Raw genomic sequence first — 16,728 nt, forward strand, 5'->3', positions numbered from 1 at the left:
GGTGGCAGTATCGCAGAAAAACCGTGTCACTTGCGGCCATAGCGCCATAAAGAAATGTAAATTGCGAAATCTAGCAAATTGAGCTTAGTGGATGGCGCGGGAGAGATCACATTAACACTCAGATTAAATAGGCTTAACTGATGCGTGTAGAGGCAGGCCATTATACCGTGCTGCAGATATAAAAAAGGCTTGAATAAGCGTTGCCTATTCAAGCCTATATTCAAAGTGTTTGAGTTAGCTTAAGCTGCGCTCACTATCCGCTTTAACGTCAACTTCTGTGTATTTATCCATAATCAAGGCACAAGCCGCATCGCCAGTGATATTGAGTGCGGTACGGATCATGTCAAAAACCCTGTCTAATGCAAACAGCAAAGGTAAACCATCGATAGGAATTCCCGCAGCTAACAGCACTGCCACTACTAAGAAGGATGGGCCCGGCACACCTGCTTGACCAATTGCACCTAAGGTTGAGGTGAAAATGATGGCCGCATAGGCTGTCATCGACAGATCAACGTTATACATTTGGGCGAAGAACATGGCTACTAAACCATAATAAATCGCGTTGCCGCTCATATTTATGGTGGCGCCTAACGGCAGTACAAAAGCCGTGGTTGCCTTAGAGACTTTAAGATCTTCCTCACAGGTTTCCATATTCACTGGCAGAGTCGCCATTGAAGAGGCGGTCGATAATGCCATCACCTGTGGTTTCTTCATTGCCGAAATAAACTGGCGCGCCGACACTCTTGAGAAGAGTTGTACCACTAATGGGAAGAAGATAAAGCCGTAGATCAGAATCGCAGCCACAAACACGGCGAATAACTTAAACACGACTTCTAGTGCATCGAAACCGAAGGTACCGACAGAATCGGCCATCAAACCAAATACACCGATAGGGGCAATGATCATCACGCAGTTGATCATCCACACAAAGGCATCGACGACTGTGTTGAGTGCGGCCAAAATAGGTTTCGCGCCATCGCCTTTAACTTTAGTCAGTGCGATGCCGAAGAAGATACTAAAGACTAAGATTTGTAATATGTTACCGCCGTTCAGCGACTCGAACACATTGGTTGGGATCATGCCGATAAAGGTATCCATTACCCCAGGCAATGCGCCATGTTCCTTGGTTACTTCCATCAAGTCTGTGCTGCTGTGGGCGGTAAAATCAACGCCTGCACCCGGTTGGAACAGATTACCCATCAAGAGTGCAAGCACAACGGCAAAGCCCGACGTGACAATAAAAAAGCCGAAAGTACCAATGCCAATCTTACCCGCCGATGGGCTATCGCCTAAGCTCGCTGCTCCGCTGATGATAGAAACCAATACCAGTGGTATCACTAGCATTTTGATTAAATGGATGAAAATGGTTCCGAGTGGTGCAAACACACTTGCACTCTCGCCCATGATAAAACCCACCAGTGCGCCGATAATCATGGCAATAACCACTTGCACACCAATGTTACCTAATAAACTCTTGCTCTTCATTCTTGCGAAACTCCCCAGTTGCCGCAGCATTTTGTGTCATGCACAGACGATTTGAACCTAGATGACTCAAGCTTTAGTGATTAAGGCTTACTCTAGGCTAAAGGTTCACTCTATGTTAAAGGCAAATGCCCGACATTTTTGACCGAGTAAAGTACCACAATTGCATAGCAGGAGATTGTGAAACATCACTAACCTTGGTTTCAAAATAACCAAAGTCTAAATCACGTTAACGTTAAATGAGGAATGCTTAAATTTATGCGCTTAAAAATGAATAAAGCTTATTTTATTGTGGTTTTTTAACTTCTGGATTGATGAATTGTGATTTTGCGTTGGGTTGCAGAGTCGCGTTGGGTAGATATAACGACTGTTGAAAGTATCAATTTTAACCTTTGCGTAGTTTTTTCTGTGGCATACAACCCGTTTTTTCCATTATTTATGGATGAAATGACTGGAAGGATCGGATTAACTCAAAGCCATAGACTTATGTTTTTTAAGCAAGTTAACATGTCACTCTGACGTTAATATGAAGGAGACATTGGTGGATATAGGATCATTCCTTGGCGAATCAGAGCCGTTAAAAAACTGGATTAATAAGTGTATTACTCAGCGAGGCTTACAATATTGGCTTGTTTATCAAGATACTGCGGAAAATGAAACTCTCCAATTGACCACGCAGCTACTGCCAATTGTCGATGATATGAGGGATTGGTCTAATGAAGAAATCGATGAGTTTGAAGATAGTCTGATAAACAATGGTTATTGCTATCTGCTCAATATGGATCAGATTGAGGATGTGATCGATAACCTGATGCAGCAAAAAGCCCTGCCAAGTGAACAGGAACTGCTTGAAGCTATTATCTTTTACTATGAGCGAGATGCGTTTATAGATATTTAAGTGTTTATTTTTATTTTGTTGTTTCTATATAAAATAAAATTACGTGTTGTTAGCGGTAAAATACCGACGGTTAACGTCGGCATTTGCGTTTAAGGCGAGGTAATAAGTTGTGCACCATTTAGTGGTTATTGAGGTATTGAGCGCCTGTTTATTATGAATTCAATTTCGTAAGCACTCTGAATACCTCTTGAACGCCCTAAGGCATTGCGGGGAAGGAGAGCGAGCTGCCAATCCCTAGAGGCAGGCCAAAGCCCCAGTAAGCCAATAAGAAACCGCTCCAAAGTAAAAGAAAACTGATTGAAAATGGCAACATCAGCGCCACTAAGGTGCCTATGCCCGACTCCTTAACGTATTTTTGGCAAAACACCACAATTAACGGAAAGTAAGGCATCAGTGGGGTGATGATATTAGTGGATGAGTCGCCCACTCGGTAAGCGGCTTGAGTCAAATCCGGTGACACACCTAGTTCCATTAACATGGGTACCATAATGGCACCAATCAATGCCCATTTGGCTGAGGCGGAACCCACTAATAGATTGACGAACGCCGTGAGAAACACAATTCCCACCAAAGTCACACCCATAGGAAGGGCTAATTCCTTTAACGCCAACGCGCCTTTAATGGCCATTAACGCGCCTAAATTAGATTGACCAAAAGCATAAATAAACTGGGCGCAGAAGAAGGCCATCACGATGTAATAACCCATGCCGCTCATGGATTTGCTCATGCCTTGAATAATGGCTCTGTGGTTGTTTGCCGTGCCAGCGGTATAGCCATACACTATGCCGGGCACGAGGAAGAACACAAAAATAATCGCCACAATGGATCGCATTAAGGGGGCCGAGGCACTGGTTAGGGCGCCATCGGTACCACGCCAGGCAGAGTTGTCACCATAGGCGGTAAACACCAGCCCTAAAGCACATAACAACATGGCGGCCATGGCGAATTTGAGTCCGCGGCGCTCATGGGGTTGCAGTTCATCTAGGGTTGGGAGCGTGCTGGGATCGCCATTCACCGCAGTGTTTTTTAGGCGCGGCTCGATAACTTTATCCGTTAAGAACCAGCCAACTAAGATAATTAAAATGGCAGAAGCCGAAGTAAAAAAGATGTTATTCAGTGGGTTAATCGTTAATGTGGCGGCCGCGGGGTCGGCGGATAATCTTGCCGCTGCCTGAGTTAAGCCCGCTAACATAGGGTCAAGGCTGGATGGCACGCCAACGGTCGCAGAAAAACCACCGGATACGCCAGCGAAAGCGGCGGCAATACCGGCTAAGGGATGACGACCCGCGGCATAGAAGATCACCGCGCCGAGTGGGATAACGAGTACATAACCCGCATCAACCGCGACATGGCTTAGAATACCCACGGCTATCAATACCGGAGTGAGTAACATCTTGGGGGTAACAGATAAAATGGAGCGCAGCCCCGCATTAATAAAGCCGGTATGTTCAGCAACGCCTAGACCCAACATAGCAACCAGCACGACACCGAGCGGCGGGAAAGTCACAAAGGTCGTGACCATCGTCGAGGTAAACGCGGTCAGTGCACCGCCTTCGAGCATATTAACGACTTGAATCGGGTTACCAGTACGAGGGTCGATTTCATCAAAACTGACACCCGATAATCCCCAAGAGATCAACCAGACTAAGCCCAGAAACATCGCAAATAATACCGCCGGATCAGGCAGTTTATTGCCGACGACTTCGACGCCATTGAGAAATCGCTGGAATCCAGTGACAGGTTTATGATTTTCCATTTGGGTGCCGCTTCCTAAAAAATGATGATTGTTATCGGTGATTATAAAAACGCAGCATTAATTTAAGCTTGGTTTAACTAATCGATAAGAAATAAAACACATAAAAATCTATCGCAGTGGCTTTAGTGCGGGTGGATTTCATCGTCACTAAATCAATTTAGCCGCAAATAAAAAGCGCGGGTTCATGACTGAACCCGTGCTTTTTTACTCAACAATGTGTTTGATTACATTATCCGAATGGAGCCGCTACGTGCTTAAGCCTTTGGGCCTGCATTGCGGATAGCGTCTGACACTTGATACTTAGCGAAGTTTTTAGTGAAAGCTTCGGCCAGCTTCTGGGCGTATTCGGCATATAGCGCTTTATCGCCCCAAGTGTTGATTGGATTGAGTAAATTGCTGTCTACGCCTGTGACTGCCACAGGAACGGCGAGGTTCAAGGTGTCTAAGTGGACGGTTTCAACATCTTTCAATTCACCGCTGACAATCGCATCGACGATGGCGCGGGTGGTTGGGATGTCAAAACGTTTACCTACACCGTGTGGGCCACCAGTCCAACCAGTGTTGACTAAGTACACTTGGCTGCCGAATGACTCAATGCGCTTCATTAGCAGTTCAGCGTACACGCCAGCAGGGCGCGGGAAGAAAGGTGCGCCGAAGCACGTTGAGAAGGTGGATTGAATCGCTGAGGTTGAGCCGATTTCAGTTGAACCTACTTTGGCGGTATAGCCAGACAAGAAGTGGTATGCCGCTTGTTCTTTGGTCAGGATAGAAACCGGTGGTAATACGCCAGATACGTCGCAGGTTAAGAATACAACCGCATGTGGCTCAGCGCCGCAGTTGTCTTCTTTACGTTGGGCAATGTGCTCCAGCGGATAGGCTGCGCGGGTGTTTTCCGTTAGGCTACTGTCTTTGTAGTTAGGTACGCGGTGTTCGTCCATTACGACGTTTTCAAGCACAGTGCCAAAACGAATCGCATCCCAAATAACAGGTTCATTCTTCTGGCTTAAATCGATACATTTGGCGTAGCAACCGCCTTCAATATTGAATACGCCGCCAGGTGCCCAGCCGTGTTCATCGTCACCGATCAGGAAGCGTTTTGGATCGGCAGAAAGTGTGGTTTTACCTGTGCCAGATAAACCGAAAAACAGCGTAGTGTCACCATCTTTACCCACGTTGGCCGAGCAGTGCATTGGGAGCACGCCTTGGGCTGGCAGTAGGAAGTTCTGCACTGAGAACATAGACTTTTTCATTTCGCCAGCGTATTTCAGGCCGGCAAGCAGCACTTTACGTTCAGCGAAGTTTAAAATCACGGTCGCATCTGAGTTAGTGCCATCACGTTCTGGTACGCAAACAAAGTCAGGGGCATTGATGATCTGCCACACTGGTTTGTCTTTACGATTAAATTTTTCAGGAATGATAAATAGATTGCGGGCGAACAGTTGGTGCCAAGCGTATTGTGTGGTGACTCGTACTGGTTGGTAATGTTCAGTGTCGGCACCGACTTCGAGATCAGATACAAACAGTTCTTTATCGGCTAGGTAAGCTTCAACCCGTGCCCATAAACCTTCAAAAGCACCTGGATCGAAAGCCTGATTGACTTGGCCCCATTCGATGTCAGCTTCTGAACTGGGTTCTCTTACAATGAAACGATCGCCAGGTGAGCGACCGCTGCGAGCGCCTGTTTTAGCAACTAATGCGCCATTGGCTGTCAATTCACCTTCGCCGCGTAGCAGGGCAAATTCGACAAGTTGTGCTGTTGAGGGGTTAAAGTGAACGCGGTTTAATCCATCCGCCATAGTGAGGTCTCCATTTGATTTGTAAGGTTATTTTAATATCGATCGTCTGCCGATTTAATTTTATTTATCGCCTGAGTCGTGCTAGGTGACAAAGTGAGGGCGATTGTAGCCTAAGCCGAGTGCAATGTGTGAGGGGATTATAGGTATGAATAAAAAATGGGCGCCAAATAGGGCGCCCATTTTTTAGCGGGAGTCGTTTTACTGCTGGGTTGTTGATGTCTGACCGTTAGCAAATAAGGTTGCTACGTCTATGGCATCAAAGGTGTATTTAGCGTGGCAATATTCGCAACCCATTTCTATCTTGCCATCTTCGGCCAGTATGGCTTCGATTTCTGCTTGATCTAAGGTTTTGATCGCGCCGGCACTGCGTTCATGGGAACAAGTGCATTTAAAGCTCACATCGATAGGATCAAATAAGCGTACTTCTTCCTGATGATAGAGGCGATGTAACACGCTTTCTGCATCAAGAGTAAATAGCTCTTCGGCCTTGATGGTCGACGTCAGTTGGCTCAAGTGTTCGAAGTCGGCGTTGTGATCTTGCTGGCTTGGCAGAATTTGTAGGAACATACCCGCCGCTTGTTTGCCGTCGGCAAATAACCAAATTCCCGTAGGTAACTGCTCAGATTGATTGAAGTATTCTTCAACACAGGCAGCAAGTGTTGGCTTGTCCAGTGCGACCACACCTTGGTAGCGTTCACCTTCGTCGGGTGTTAAGGTGATGACCATATAGCCTTGGCCGAAGAGTTCTGTGAGGCTAGCATCATCGGCGAGTTCAGCATTCCAGCGAGCCACACCGCGTAACTCTTGTAAATTGTTACCGTTGATCACCGCTAAAGAAACAGGGCCGTTGCCTTGTAACTGTACGCTGATATCACCGCTAAATTTCAATGTAGCGGTTAATAGTGAGGTGGCTGCCATTAATTCACCCAGTAGCACTTGCAGTACGGCTGGGTATTCTTGGGCGCTGATCACTTGTTGATAGCTGTCTTGTAACTGCACCAGTTCACCGCGCACATCGGCATTATCGAACAAGTAGCGGTGTAAAGTATCTTGGTTCATCGTGTATCTCACTGTTAAAGGTCTTTAAAGCGCATGAGCTGGCGTCGTTGCTTTTTATCTGGTTTCTGATCGGGTATCGGGTTATTGAGCATGTGGAGGCGTCGTTGCTCAGCATTAATGGCCCGTTTAGCCAGACTTGTCGCGGTTTCTTCGTACAATTCTTGTGCAATCGAACCACTTTGGCGTAATTGCGATAATTTTTTTATGACGATCTCTTTATCGTCATATCCTTGGCGTATCTTAAGGACGGCGCCTATCTCGGCATTCCTACTAGATTTGGCACGCTGGCCGTTGTAATGTACTTTGCCGCCGTTAATCATTTCTTTGGCGATGGCACGGGTTTTATAAAAACGTGCAGCCCAAAGCCACTTATCGAGTCGAATGTCTGTTTTATCGCTTTGACCCTGAGTCATAGTGTCTCCAGCTAAAAGATCGATGAGTTCACATGCCGAGCAAGAAAATGCGTGAAGAGCATTTCTATTATGTTAAAGGGTGGCGTGCTTCACACCCTTTTATGGCGGGCAAAGTTAGCATAATTGGCTTATTTTCGCCAATTTGAATGCTGTTATGGGCTTGTTGCCAAATGCTGCCTAGGTTAGCATGACACGGTAATCGCCTAATTATTATAATCAGAACAGAGACCTGTATCGAGGGTCCACATAAAATATGGATTTATTAGATAAAGTTATCGCAAAAGCCATTGGCATGCCCCATAAGCCCTTAAGCCGGATAGTCTTCTGGTTGGGTTTTATTGTGATCATGTTGTTAGCCGCGCAAATTACATGGAAATTAGTGCCTACTAGCTCATCACCCAGTGCTTGGTCGCCAACGCCCGTTAACCTGACGGGTAAAGGTGCTGGGCAGGTTGATCTTGCGGGTTTGCAGCAGCTTGGTCTCTTTGGTAAGGCAGATGCTAAATCTGAAAAGCCAAAAACTGAGGTTGTTGAGACTGTGACCGACGCGCCTAAGACCACGCTATCTATTCAGCTCACTGGCGTTGTTGCATCGACAGCAGATCAGAAAGGCTTAGCAATCATTGAGTCAAACGGCAGCCAAGAGACTTACAGCTTAGGCGATAAAATCAAGGGCACTTCGGCATCACTGAAAGAAGTCTATGCCGACCGTATTATCATTACTAACGCTGGCCGTTACGAGACATTAATGCTCGATGGCTTAGTTTACACTAGCCAAAGCCCAGCCAATCAACAGTTACAACAAGCTAAGACTAATAAGACTGGCTCGGCAGTGAGCCGTGTCGATCAACGTAAAAATGCCGAAATCTCCCAAGAACTCGCCGAATCCCGCACCGAATTGTTAGCCGACCCCAGTAAGATCACCGATTATATTGCCATTTCACCTGTCAGACAGGGTGACGCTGTGGCGGGATATCGCTTGAATCCAGGGAAAGACGCCAATTTGTTTAAGCAGGCGGGTTTTAAAGCTAACGATTTAGCCAAATCGATTAATGGATACGACTTGACCGTAATGAGTCAAGCGTTAGAAATGATGAGCCAATTATCCGAGTTAACCGAAGTTTCTATTATGGTTGAGCGGGAAGGACAATTGGTTGAAATCATGTTTAGTTTGCCGCAATAACACGCGTTAGAGGAAAGAAAAAGAATGAATAACAAAAGGATTCGACGCAAGCTGATTGCTGGGGTTGTTGCGGGTGCAGCCATGTTCTCCTCCCAATTCGCTTGGTCTGAACAGTATGCGGCCAACTTTAAAGGCACGGATATTCAAGAATTTATCAATATAGTTGGTAAAAACCTGAATAAGACCATCATAGTTGACCCGACAATTCGCGGCAAAATCAACGTTCGCAGTTATGATCTGTTGAACGATGAACAGTATTACCAGTTTTTCCTCAACGTCTTACAAGTTTACGGTTATGCCATCGTCGAGATGGAAAATAACGTTATTAAAGTCATTAAAGACAAAGATGCCAAAACCGCTGCAATTCGAGTCGCTAACGATAACGACCCCGGCCTTGGTGATGAAATGGTGACGCGTATCGTGGCCTTGTATAACACTGAGGCTAAGCAATTAGCGCCGTTATTGCGTCAACTTAATGATAATGCGGGTGGCGGCAACGTAGTAAACTACGACCCCTCCAATGTTTTGATGTTATCTGGCCGTGCCGCTGTCGTGAACAAGTTAGTCGAAATTATCCGTCGAGTGGATAAGCAAGGCGATACCTCGGTGCAAGTCGTGCCGTTAGAATTTGCTTCTGCGGGTGAAATGGTACGAATTATCGATACCCTTTATCGTGCTACCGCTAACCAATCCCAATTGCCAGGCCAAGCGCCAAAAGTGGTTGCTGACGAACGTATCAATGCCGTGGTCGTGAGCGGTGATGAGAAGAGCCGCCAACGTGTGGTTGAGCTTATCCATCGTCTCGATGCCGAACAAGCCAGTACAGGTAACACAAAAGTTCGTTATCTACGTTATGCCAAAGCAGAAGATTTAGTTGAAGTGCTGACCGGTTTTGCCCAAAAGTTGGAAGGCGAGAAAGATCCGAGCGCTCAGGCTGCGGGTGGTGGTAAACGCCGTAATGAAATTAATATCATGGCGCATACTGAAACCAACGCCTTAGTGATCAGTGCTGAACCCGATCAGATGCGCACTATCGAGAGCGTCATTAATCAACTCGACATCCGCCGTGCTCAAGTGTTAGTTGAAGCGATTATCGTTGAAGTGGCAGAGGGCGATAACGTTGGCTTCGGGGTCCAATGGGCTGCTAAAGCGGGCGGTGGCACTCAGTTTAATAACTTAGGCCCAACCATAGGTGAAATTGGTGCAGGTGTATGGCAGGCGCAAGATCAAGAAGGGACATTCATCACTAACCCAAATACAGGTGACGTGATTGGCAAAAACCCAGATACTAAAGGTGATGTTACTTTACTTGCTCAAGCCTTAGGTAAAGTGAACGGTATGGCTTGGGGCGTGGCCATGGGCGACTTTGGTGCCTTAATTCAAGCCGTGTCGAGTGACACTAACTCAAACGTACTGGCAACGCCTTCTATTACCACCTTAGATAACCAAGAAGCCTCGTTTATTGTGGGTGACGAAGTGCCTATTCTGACAGGTTCTACCGCCAGCTCGAGCAACAGTAACCCATTCCAAACCGTTGAGCGTAAAGAGGTTGGGGTTAAACTGAAAGTGGTGCCGCAGATCAACGAAGGCAGCTCAGTGAAGCTGACGATTGAACAGGAAGTTTCTGGGGTTAACGGTAATACAGGTGTGGATATTTCCTTCGCGACTCGTCGCTTAACCACTACCGTTATGGCGGATTCTGGTCAAATTGTGGTACTCGGTGGTTTGATCAACGAAGAAGTACAAGAAAGTATACAAAAAGTACCGTTCTTGGGTGATATCCCTATTCTAGGACATTTGTTTAAATCTTCTTCGAGTAAAAAAACGAAGAAAAACCTCATGATCTTCATCAAGCCAACGATTATACGTGATGGCATCACGATGGAAGGGATTGCTGGACGTAAATATAATTATTTCAGAGCATTACAGCTTGAACAGCAAGAGCGTGGCGTTAACTTAATGCCTGATACTAAAGTGCCTGTACTAGATGAATGGAATCAGTCTGAGTATTTACCACCTGAAGTTAATGAGATTTTAGAGCGTTATAAAGAAGGTAAAGGTTTAGAGACCCAGATGCGTAAAACTGATCCAACGCTCAAAACGCTCGATGAAAACAAAAACAAAGATAAAACCAATGAGTGAAATTCAACTATCCCAAGTCGATGACCTTAGCCAAGTCTCTAATGAGCTAGGCCTTGAAGCTGAAGGTGATGAGGTATTTCGTTCGAGCAGTAAAGAGCGTTTACCTTTTGCCTTTGCACACCGCCACGATGTGGTGCTCGCGCTGGGCGAAACGGGCGAGTTAAGCTTGTTCTATACGAGTAAAACACCGTTAACGGCTATGCTCGAAGCGCGGCGTTATTCGGGTGTCGATTTGCCTTTGGTTAAGCTCGAAGTGGCGAAGTTTGAGGCCAAACTCACTCAAGCATATCAGGCGAACTCGTCTGAAGCGCAGCAGTTGATGGAAGACATAGGCAACGAGATGGATTTATTCACCCTTGCCGAAGAGCTGCCGCAGACCGAAGACTTGCTCGAAGGTGATGATGATGCGCCTATCATCAAACTGATTAATGCCTTGTTATCTGAAGCGATTAAAGAAGAAGCGTCGGATATCCATATCGAAACCTACGAGAAACAGCTCGTGGTGCGTTTCCGCATCGATGGTGTGCTCAAGGAAGTCCTCAAGCCAAACCGTAAACTGTCGTCGCTGTTAGTGTCGCGGATTAAGGTTATGGCTCGCCTCGATATCGCCGAAAAACGTGTGCCACAGGATGGCCGTATTTCGCTGCGAATCGCAGGTCGTGCGGTAGATGTGCGGGTATCGACCATGCCATCGAGCCACGGTGAACGTGTTGTACTGCGTCTGCTGGATAAAAATACTGGCAACCTCGATTTAGAACAATTGGGGATGACAGACAGTATTCGCGTTAAGTTTGAAGATCTTATTCGTCGTCCTCACGGGATCATTTTGGTGACTGGCCCAACGGGCTCGGGTAAAAGTACTACTTTGTATGCGGGTTTGACGGAGATCAACTCCAAAGACACCAACATACTCACAGTAGAAGACCCTATCGAATACGAGTTAGACGGTATTGGTCAGACCCAAGTTAACACTAAGGCCGACATGACCTTCGCCCGTGGTCTGCGCGCTATTTTGCGTCAAGACCCCGATGTCGTGATGATAGGCGAGATCCGTGACCTCGAAACCGCGCAAATTGCGGTGCAAGCGTCACTCACTGGCCACATGGTGATTTCAACCCTGCATACCAACACAGCGTCTGGCGCGATTACACGTTTGCAAGACATGGGCGTAGAGCCTTTCCTCGTGTCTTCAAGTTTACTCGGCGTGTTGGCTCAACGTTTGATCCGAACCCTTTGTCCTAAATGTAAAATCGAGCATGTGCCCGATGCGCGTGAGCGTGAGTTGCTGGGCATAGCCGCCGATGACGACAGACGTATTTTCCGTGCCAATGGCTGTAAATCCTGTGGTAACAATGGCTACCGTGGTCGAACCGGTATTCATGAGCTATTACTGGTTGACGATAATGTGCGTGAATTGATCCATGGCGGCCGCGGTGAGTTAGCCATCGAAAAGTATATTCGTCAGTTTGTACCGAGCATTCGTCACGATGGCATGAGCAAAGTGCTCGCGGGCATCACCACTCTCGAAGAAGTGCTACGTGTGACTCGCGAGGAGTAATTTATGCCAGCATTTGAATATAAGGCACTGGATGCCAAGGGAAAGCAGCTTAAGGGCGTGATTGAGGCGGATACCGCCAGGCACGCCCGCAGCCAACTGCGCGATCAGCGCATGATGCCCTTGGAAATACTGCCTGTTACTGAAAAAGAAGCCAAAGCTAAGAGCAGCAGTTTTTCGTTTTTCAAACGTGGCATTTCAGTTGCTGAATTAGCTTTGATCACCCGCCAAATTGCGACCTTAGTGGCCGCGGGTTTACCGATTGAAGAATCCCTTAAAGCCGTTGGTCAGCAGTGCGAGAAAGATCGTCTCGCGAGCATGATTATGGCGGTACGTTCTCGGGTGGTGGAAGGTTATAGTCTGGCCGATTCCTTGGCTGAATTTCCGCATATTTTCGATGATTTATACCGTGCCATGGTGGCCTCGGGTGAAAAATCCGGTCACTTAGAAGTGGTGCTTAATCGTCTGGCGGATTATACCGAGCGACGCCAACAGCTTAAATCTAAGCTGACCCAAGCCATGATTTATCCCGCGGTTTTGACCACAGTGGCGATAGGGGTGATTTCAATCCTGCTAGCAGCGGTTGTGCCTAAAGTGGTCGGACAGTTTGAGCACATGGGCGCTGAGCTTCCCGCCTCGACTCGATTTTTGATCTCGGCCTCTGACTTTGTTCAAAACTATGGTGTGTTTGTGGTCATCGCCTTAGTGCTGCTGTTCGCACTCTTTCGGCGCATGTTAAAGTCACCTGCGTTTAGGATGAAGTACGATAATTTTTTATTGAGCATGCCAGTTGTTGGCCGCGTGAGTAAGGGGTTAAATACGGCGCGTTTTGCGCGGACGTTAAGTATCTTATCTGCCAGTTCAGTACCTTTGCTCGATGGTATGCGTATCGCCAGTGAAGTGTTGCAGAATATGCGAGTGCGGGCCGCAGTGGACGATGCGACCGCACGCGTGCGGGAAGGAACTAGCTTAGGTGCAGCGTTGACTAATACTAAGTTGTTTCCGGCTATGATGTTATACATGATTGCGTCGGGCGAGAAGAGTGGTCAACTTGAGCAGATGTTAGAGCGGGCCGCCGATAACCAAGACAGGGAATTCGAAGGTAACGTCAACATAGCATTGGGTGTATTCGAACCTATGCTAGTGGTCAGTATGGCGTGTGTTGTGCTCTTTATCGTGATGGCAATTTTGCAGCCAATTTTAGCCTTGAATAACTTGATTAGCGGTTAATTTTTGAATTTATGGATTATGACCAAGTCGATTGGCATAGGATTTTTTAGGAGAAGTAGTCGATGCAAATGAACAAGAAACATCAAGGTTTTACCTTACTCGAAGTGATGGTTGTTATCGTGATTTTAGGGATTTTAGCCTCTATGGTTGTGCCTAACTTGATGGGTAACAAAGACAAGGCTGACCAACAAAAAGCCGTGTCTGACATAGTTGCACTCGAAAATGCCTTAGATATGTATAAGTTAGATAACGGTGTTTATCCATCGACCGAACAAGGCTTAGAAGCATTAGTGCAAAAGCCTACGATTTCGCCTGAGCCACGTAACTACCGTGAAGATGGTTATGTAAAACGTTTGCCAGAAGATCCATGGCGCAATAACTACCTGTTGTTAAGCCCTGGCGAAAACGGCAAGTTAGATATTTTCAGTGCAGGCCCCGATGGTCAACCAGGTACCGAAGATGACATCGGTAACTGGAATTTACAGAATTTCCAATAAGATGCTAAAGCTGCGTCACGCTGGTTTCACCTTAATGGAGGTGATGCTAGTGATTTTGTTGATGGGGCTCACGGCAGCGGCTGTGACTATGTCTGTCGGCAATTCTGGGCCGCAACAGGCCTTAGATAGAACGGCGCGGCAGTTTATTGCGGCCACTGAAATGGTGCTTGATGAAACCGTTTTAAGTGGCCAGTTTATTGGTATTGTGATTGAGAAAACCAGTTATCAGTTTGTTTTTTATAAAGAAGGTAAGTGGGAGCCTTTGGATAAAGACAGACTTTTATCTGAAAAGCAAATGGAGCCAGGGGTTGTACTGAACTTAGTGCTCGATGGTTTACCTTTGGTACAAGAGGATGAGAAAGACGATTCTTGGTTTGAAGAACCGTTGATTGAACCCTCTGCCGATGATAAGAAGAAACACCCTGAGCCACAGGTCATGCTATTCCCGAGCGGTGAAATGAGCGCTTTTGAGCTGACGTTTATCGCTAAAACTAACAAAGGCCAGCAGGCCGAAACGTTAGTGGTTGGTGATGCGCTGGGCAGATTAACCATAGGGCGCCCCGATGAAACGCGTTAAGGGCATGACCCTACTCGAAGTGATTGTGGCCCTTGCCGTATTTTCAATTGCGGCCGTGTCTATCACTAAAAGTTTGGGTGAGCAGATGGCAAACATGCCGATTCTGGAATCGCGCACTTTGGCACAGTGGGTGGCTGATAATCAGATGGTCGATGCCAGACTTGATCCACAGTTTCCTGAAATCGGTAAAAAAGAAGGTCAAGTTGAGCTCGCAGGAAAGGATTGGTATTGGCGTAAAGAAGTGGTGAAAACGACGGACGATAATTTTCGTATGATCCGCATAAGTGTGAGTGAAGACGAACGCTATCAGCGTATTGCCGCACAAGTGAGCAGTTATGTCCTTAAAACTAACTAGTGCGCAGCGGGGATTCACCCTGCTGGAAATGCTGATCGCCATCGCGATTTTCGCCATGATAGGTTTGGCTTCTAATGCGGTACTCAGCACTGTGCTGACTAACGATGAAGTGACGCGCGCGTTTTCAACTCGGCTTAAAGCTCTACAGCAAGGTTTTGGTGCGATTGAGCGTGATCTCGCCCAAATGGTGGCGCGCACGCCAAGATTACTCGAAGGTGGTCGAGGTTCGACCGTCTTCCAAACGGGCAATGATATCTTAGATTCGGAATCAGAAGCCTTAGTGTTTTACCGTTTAGGCTGGTTAAATCCCGACGGTTTATTACCGCGAGGCAGCTTACAGTCGGTGGCGTATGTGGTGCATGAAGGGCGGCTGGAACGTTGGTATTTTCCTTATCCTGAGCCTGAATTTGGCGCCGAGCCGATTAAGACAGTTATTATCGACAAAGTGCTGTCGGTGGAATATTCCTTCTTTATGGAAGACAAGTGGGAGCGCAAAGTCGAGGCGACTAAGTTGCCTAAAGCGATCGCCATGGAGATTGAGATTGAAGGTTTAGGCAAGATCCAACGTAAGTTCTTGTTGCCGCTGGGTGCTGTTGCACCAGAAAAGTCTAAGGATGACGATAATAAAGACGAAAATCCTGACGATACGAACAAAGATAAAGACAAAGATGGTGATGGAGTCGATGATGGCTCGGGGAACGATCCAGGTGACGGTTCTGGTGATCCAGGTGATGGTGACCCTGAAGATGAGGGCCGCGAATGAGAACCCAATCTCGGTCTAAACAGCGCGGTGTCGCACTGATAGTTGTGCTCTTGATTGTGGCCATGGTGGTGATCATCGCGACAAATATCACAGGTCGTAATCAGTTATCCATGCGTCGAACGTTGAACTTGGCCCAGTACGATCAAGCCTATTGGTACGCGATTTCTGCCGAAGAACTGGCGAAGAAGATTTTAAAACAAGATTTAGACGACTCGGAAGGTCGAGTCCACAGGCAACAATATTGGGCCATGGCCGATGTTGTGTTTCCGGCGGAATACGGTGAAATTGCTGGCAAGATCACTGATATGCGCGCCTGTTTTAACTTAAATGCCTTGTCTGTGACCACGAAAGAGGTGGAAAACAGTCAACCTAAGCTGCCGCTGGCGGCGAAGCAATATAAGGCCTTGTTGGTGAGTTTAGGGATGGACGACTTTAGTGCGGACCGTCTGACCCAGACCTTAAAAGATTATATCGACGAAGACACCACTGCTAGCCCTTATGGTGCCGAAGATGCGGAATACGAAGCGCGAAATGTGCCTTACCGTGCGGCCAATACACTGATGAATCATCGCAGTGAGTTACGGGCAGTGATGGGATACACCCAAGATATCTATTTGAAACTCTTGCCCTATGTATGCGTTATCCCTGGCAATGACAGGCAATTACTGAATGTGAATACCTTGGAAGTCGAGCAAGCGGCACTGTTAGCTGGCATGCTCGAAAATCAGATTTCGGTAGGCGAAGCAGAAAGTATCATCAACCAACGCCCCGGTGATGGCTTTGCCAAGATAGATGATTTTTATGAAAGCTCATCCATGGGATCGATCAAGTGGGAAGGTGCCATGAAGTCGAGCTTTGTCATCGATAGCCAATATTTTTTATTGGCCTCGGGGGCGAAGGTTGATAACGCCGTATTTAGAATGGAAAGTGTGCTCAAAAAGAGCGGCGGCAATAAAATGGAAGTGCTTACCCGTCAGTTTGGTGGGCAAAAATAATGGAAGTGCTTACCCGTCAGGGTTTGA

At 47.0% G+C, this 16,728-nt stretch carries 15 protein-coding genes; 10 read left to right on the forward strand and 5 right to left on the reverse strand.

Going from position 1 to position 16,728, the window contains the following annotated elements; translation table 11 throughout:
• Positions 1-234 precede the first annotated feature (234 nt).
• Positions 235-1,485: a dicarboxylate/amino acid:cation symporter gene (locus tag CKQ84_RS08970; protein ID WP_105250986.1), complete on the reverse strand. Its 1,251-nt coding sequence runs from the start codon at positions 1,483-1,485 to the stop codon at positions 235-237.
• 538 nt (positions 1,486-2,023) lie between these two features.
• Between CKQ84_RS08970 and CKQ84_RS08975 the strand changes: the two genes are divergently transcribed.
• Complete coding sequence (locus tag CKQ84_RS08975) at positions 2,024-2,380, forward strand: hypothetical protein (protein WP_105250987.1); 357 nt, start codon at positions 2,024-2,026, stop codon at positions 2,378-2,380.
• Positions 2,381-2,576: 196 nt separating this feature from the next.
• Here the strand turns inward: CKQ84_RS08975 and CKQ84_RS08980 are convergent, their stop codons facing one another.
• From CKQ84_RS08980 to hslR, 4 genes are all read right to left on the reverse strand, one after another.
• Positions 2,577-4,136, reverse strand: coding sequence for an AbgT family transporter (locus CKQ84_RS08980; RefSeq protein ID WP_105250988.1), 1,560 nt, complete (start codon positions 4,134-4,136; stop codon positions 2,577-2,579).
• A 254-nt stretch (positions 4,137-4,390) separates the two neighbouring features.
• Positions 4,391-5,932 (reverse strand): phosphoenolpyruvate carboxykinase, encoded by a 1,542-nt coding sequence (locus CKQ84_RS08985; RefSeq protein WP_105250989.1) that lies wholly within the window; start codon positions 5,930-5,932, stop codon positions 4,391-4,393.
• 198 nt (positions 5,933-6,130) lie between these two features.
• Entirely contained in the window at positions 6,131-6,991 is an 861-nt protein-coding gene (hslO, locus tag CKQ84_RS08990; protein WP_105250990.1) for an Hsp33 family molecular chaperone HslO, read from the reverse strand.
• A 14-nt stretch (positions 6,992-7,005) separates the two neighbouring features.
• The gene (gene hslR / locus CKQ84_RS08995; RefSeq protein WP_105250991.1) at positions 7,006-7,404 is read right to left on the reverse strand and encodes a ribosome-associated heat shock protein Hsp15; all 399 of its coding nucleotides are present in this window, start codon (positions 7,402-7,404) and stop codon (positions 7,006-7,008) included.
• A gap of 253 nt (positions 7,405-7,657) precedes the next feature.
• On the opposite strand from hslR, the gene gspC reads away from it, so the two are divergent.
• The 9 genes from gspC (at position 7,658) to gspK (ending at position 16,701) form a co-directional block, all read left to right on the forward strand.
• A complete protein-coding gene (gene gspC / locus CKQ84_RS09000) occupies positions 7,658-8,587 on the forward strand; it encodes a type II secretion system protein GspC (protein WP_105250992.1) in 930 nt (309 codons plus the stop codon).
• A gap of 24 nt (positions 8,588-8,611) precedes the next feature.
• The gene (gene gspD / locus CKQ84_RS09005) at positions 8,612-10,729 is read left to right on the forward strand and encodes a type II secretion system secretin GspD (RefSeq protein WP_105250993.1); all 2,118 of its coding nucleotides are present in this window, start codon (positions 8,612-8,614) and stop codon (positions 10,727-10,729) included.
• On the forward strand, positions 10,722-12,287 hold the full coding sequence (gene gspE / locus CKQ84_RS09010) for a type II secretion system ATPase GspE (RefSeq protein WP_105250994.1): 1,566 nt from the start codon (positions 10,722-10,724) through the stop codon (positions 12,285-12,287). Before gspD ends, gspE begins: the two co-directional genes overlap by 8 nt.
• A gap of 3 nt (positions 12,288-12,290) precedes the next feature.
• Positions 12,291-13,514 carry a type II secretion system inner membrane protein GspF gene (gspF, locus tag CKQ84_RS09015; RefSeq protein WP_105250995.1) on the forward strand — a complete coding sequence of 408 codons (1,224 nt, stop codon included), beginning with the start codon at positions 12,291-12,293 and terminating at the stop codon, positions 13,512-13,514.
• A gap of 62 nt (positions 13,515-13,576) precedes the next feature.
• Positions 13,577-14,011 carry a type II secretion system major pseudopilin GspG gene (gene gspG / locus CKQ84_RS09020; protein ID WP_105250996.1) on the forward strand — a complete coding sequence of 145 codons (435 nt, stop codon included), beginning with the start codon at positions 13,577-13,579 and terminating at the stop codon, positions 14,009-14,011.
• A 1-nt stretch (position 14,012) separates the two neighbouring features.
• A complete protein-coding gene (gene gspH / locus CKQ84_RS09025) occupies positions 14,013-14,588 on the forward strand; it encodes a type II secretion system minor pseudopilin GspH (RefSeq protein ID WP_105250997.1) in 576 nt (191 codons plus the stop codon).
• Positions 14,575-14,943, forward strand: coding sequence for a type II secretion system minor pseudopilin GspI (gene gspI / locus CKQ84_RS09030; protein ID WP_105250998.1), 369 nt, complete (start codon positions 14,575-14,577; stop codon positions 14,941-14,943). Before gspH ends, gspI begins: the two co-directional genes overlap by 14 nt.
• Entirely contained in the window at positions 14,924-15,706 is a 783-nt protein-coding gene (gene gspJ, locus CKQ84_RS09035; protein ID WP_105250999.1) for a type II secretion system minor pseudopilin GspJ, read from the forward strand. Before gspI ends, gspJ begins: the two co-directional genes overlap by 20 nt.
• Positions 15,703-16,701, forward strand: coding sequence for a type II secretion system minor pseudopilin GspK (gspK, locus tag CKQ84_RS09040; protein ID WP_105251000.1), 999 nt, complete (start codon positions 15,703-15,705; stop codon positions 16,699-16,701). The genes gspJ and gspK overlap by 4 nt, the downstream gene beginning before the upstream one ends.
• The last annotated feature ends 27 nt before the right edge of the window (positions 16,702-16,728 follow it).

It is taken from the genome of Shewanella sp. WE21, from assembly GCF_002966515.1.
GTDB classification, from domain to species: domain Bacteria; phylum Pseudomonadota; class Gammaproteobacteria; order Enterobacterales; family Shewanellaceae; genus Shewanella; species Shewanella oncorhynchi.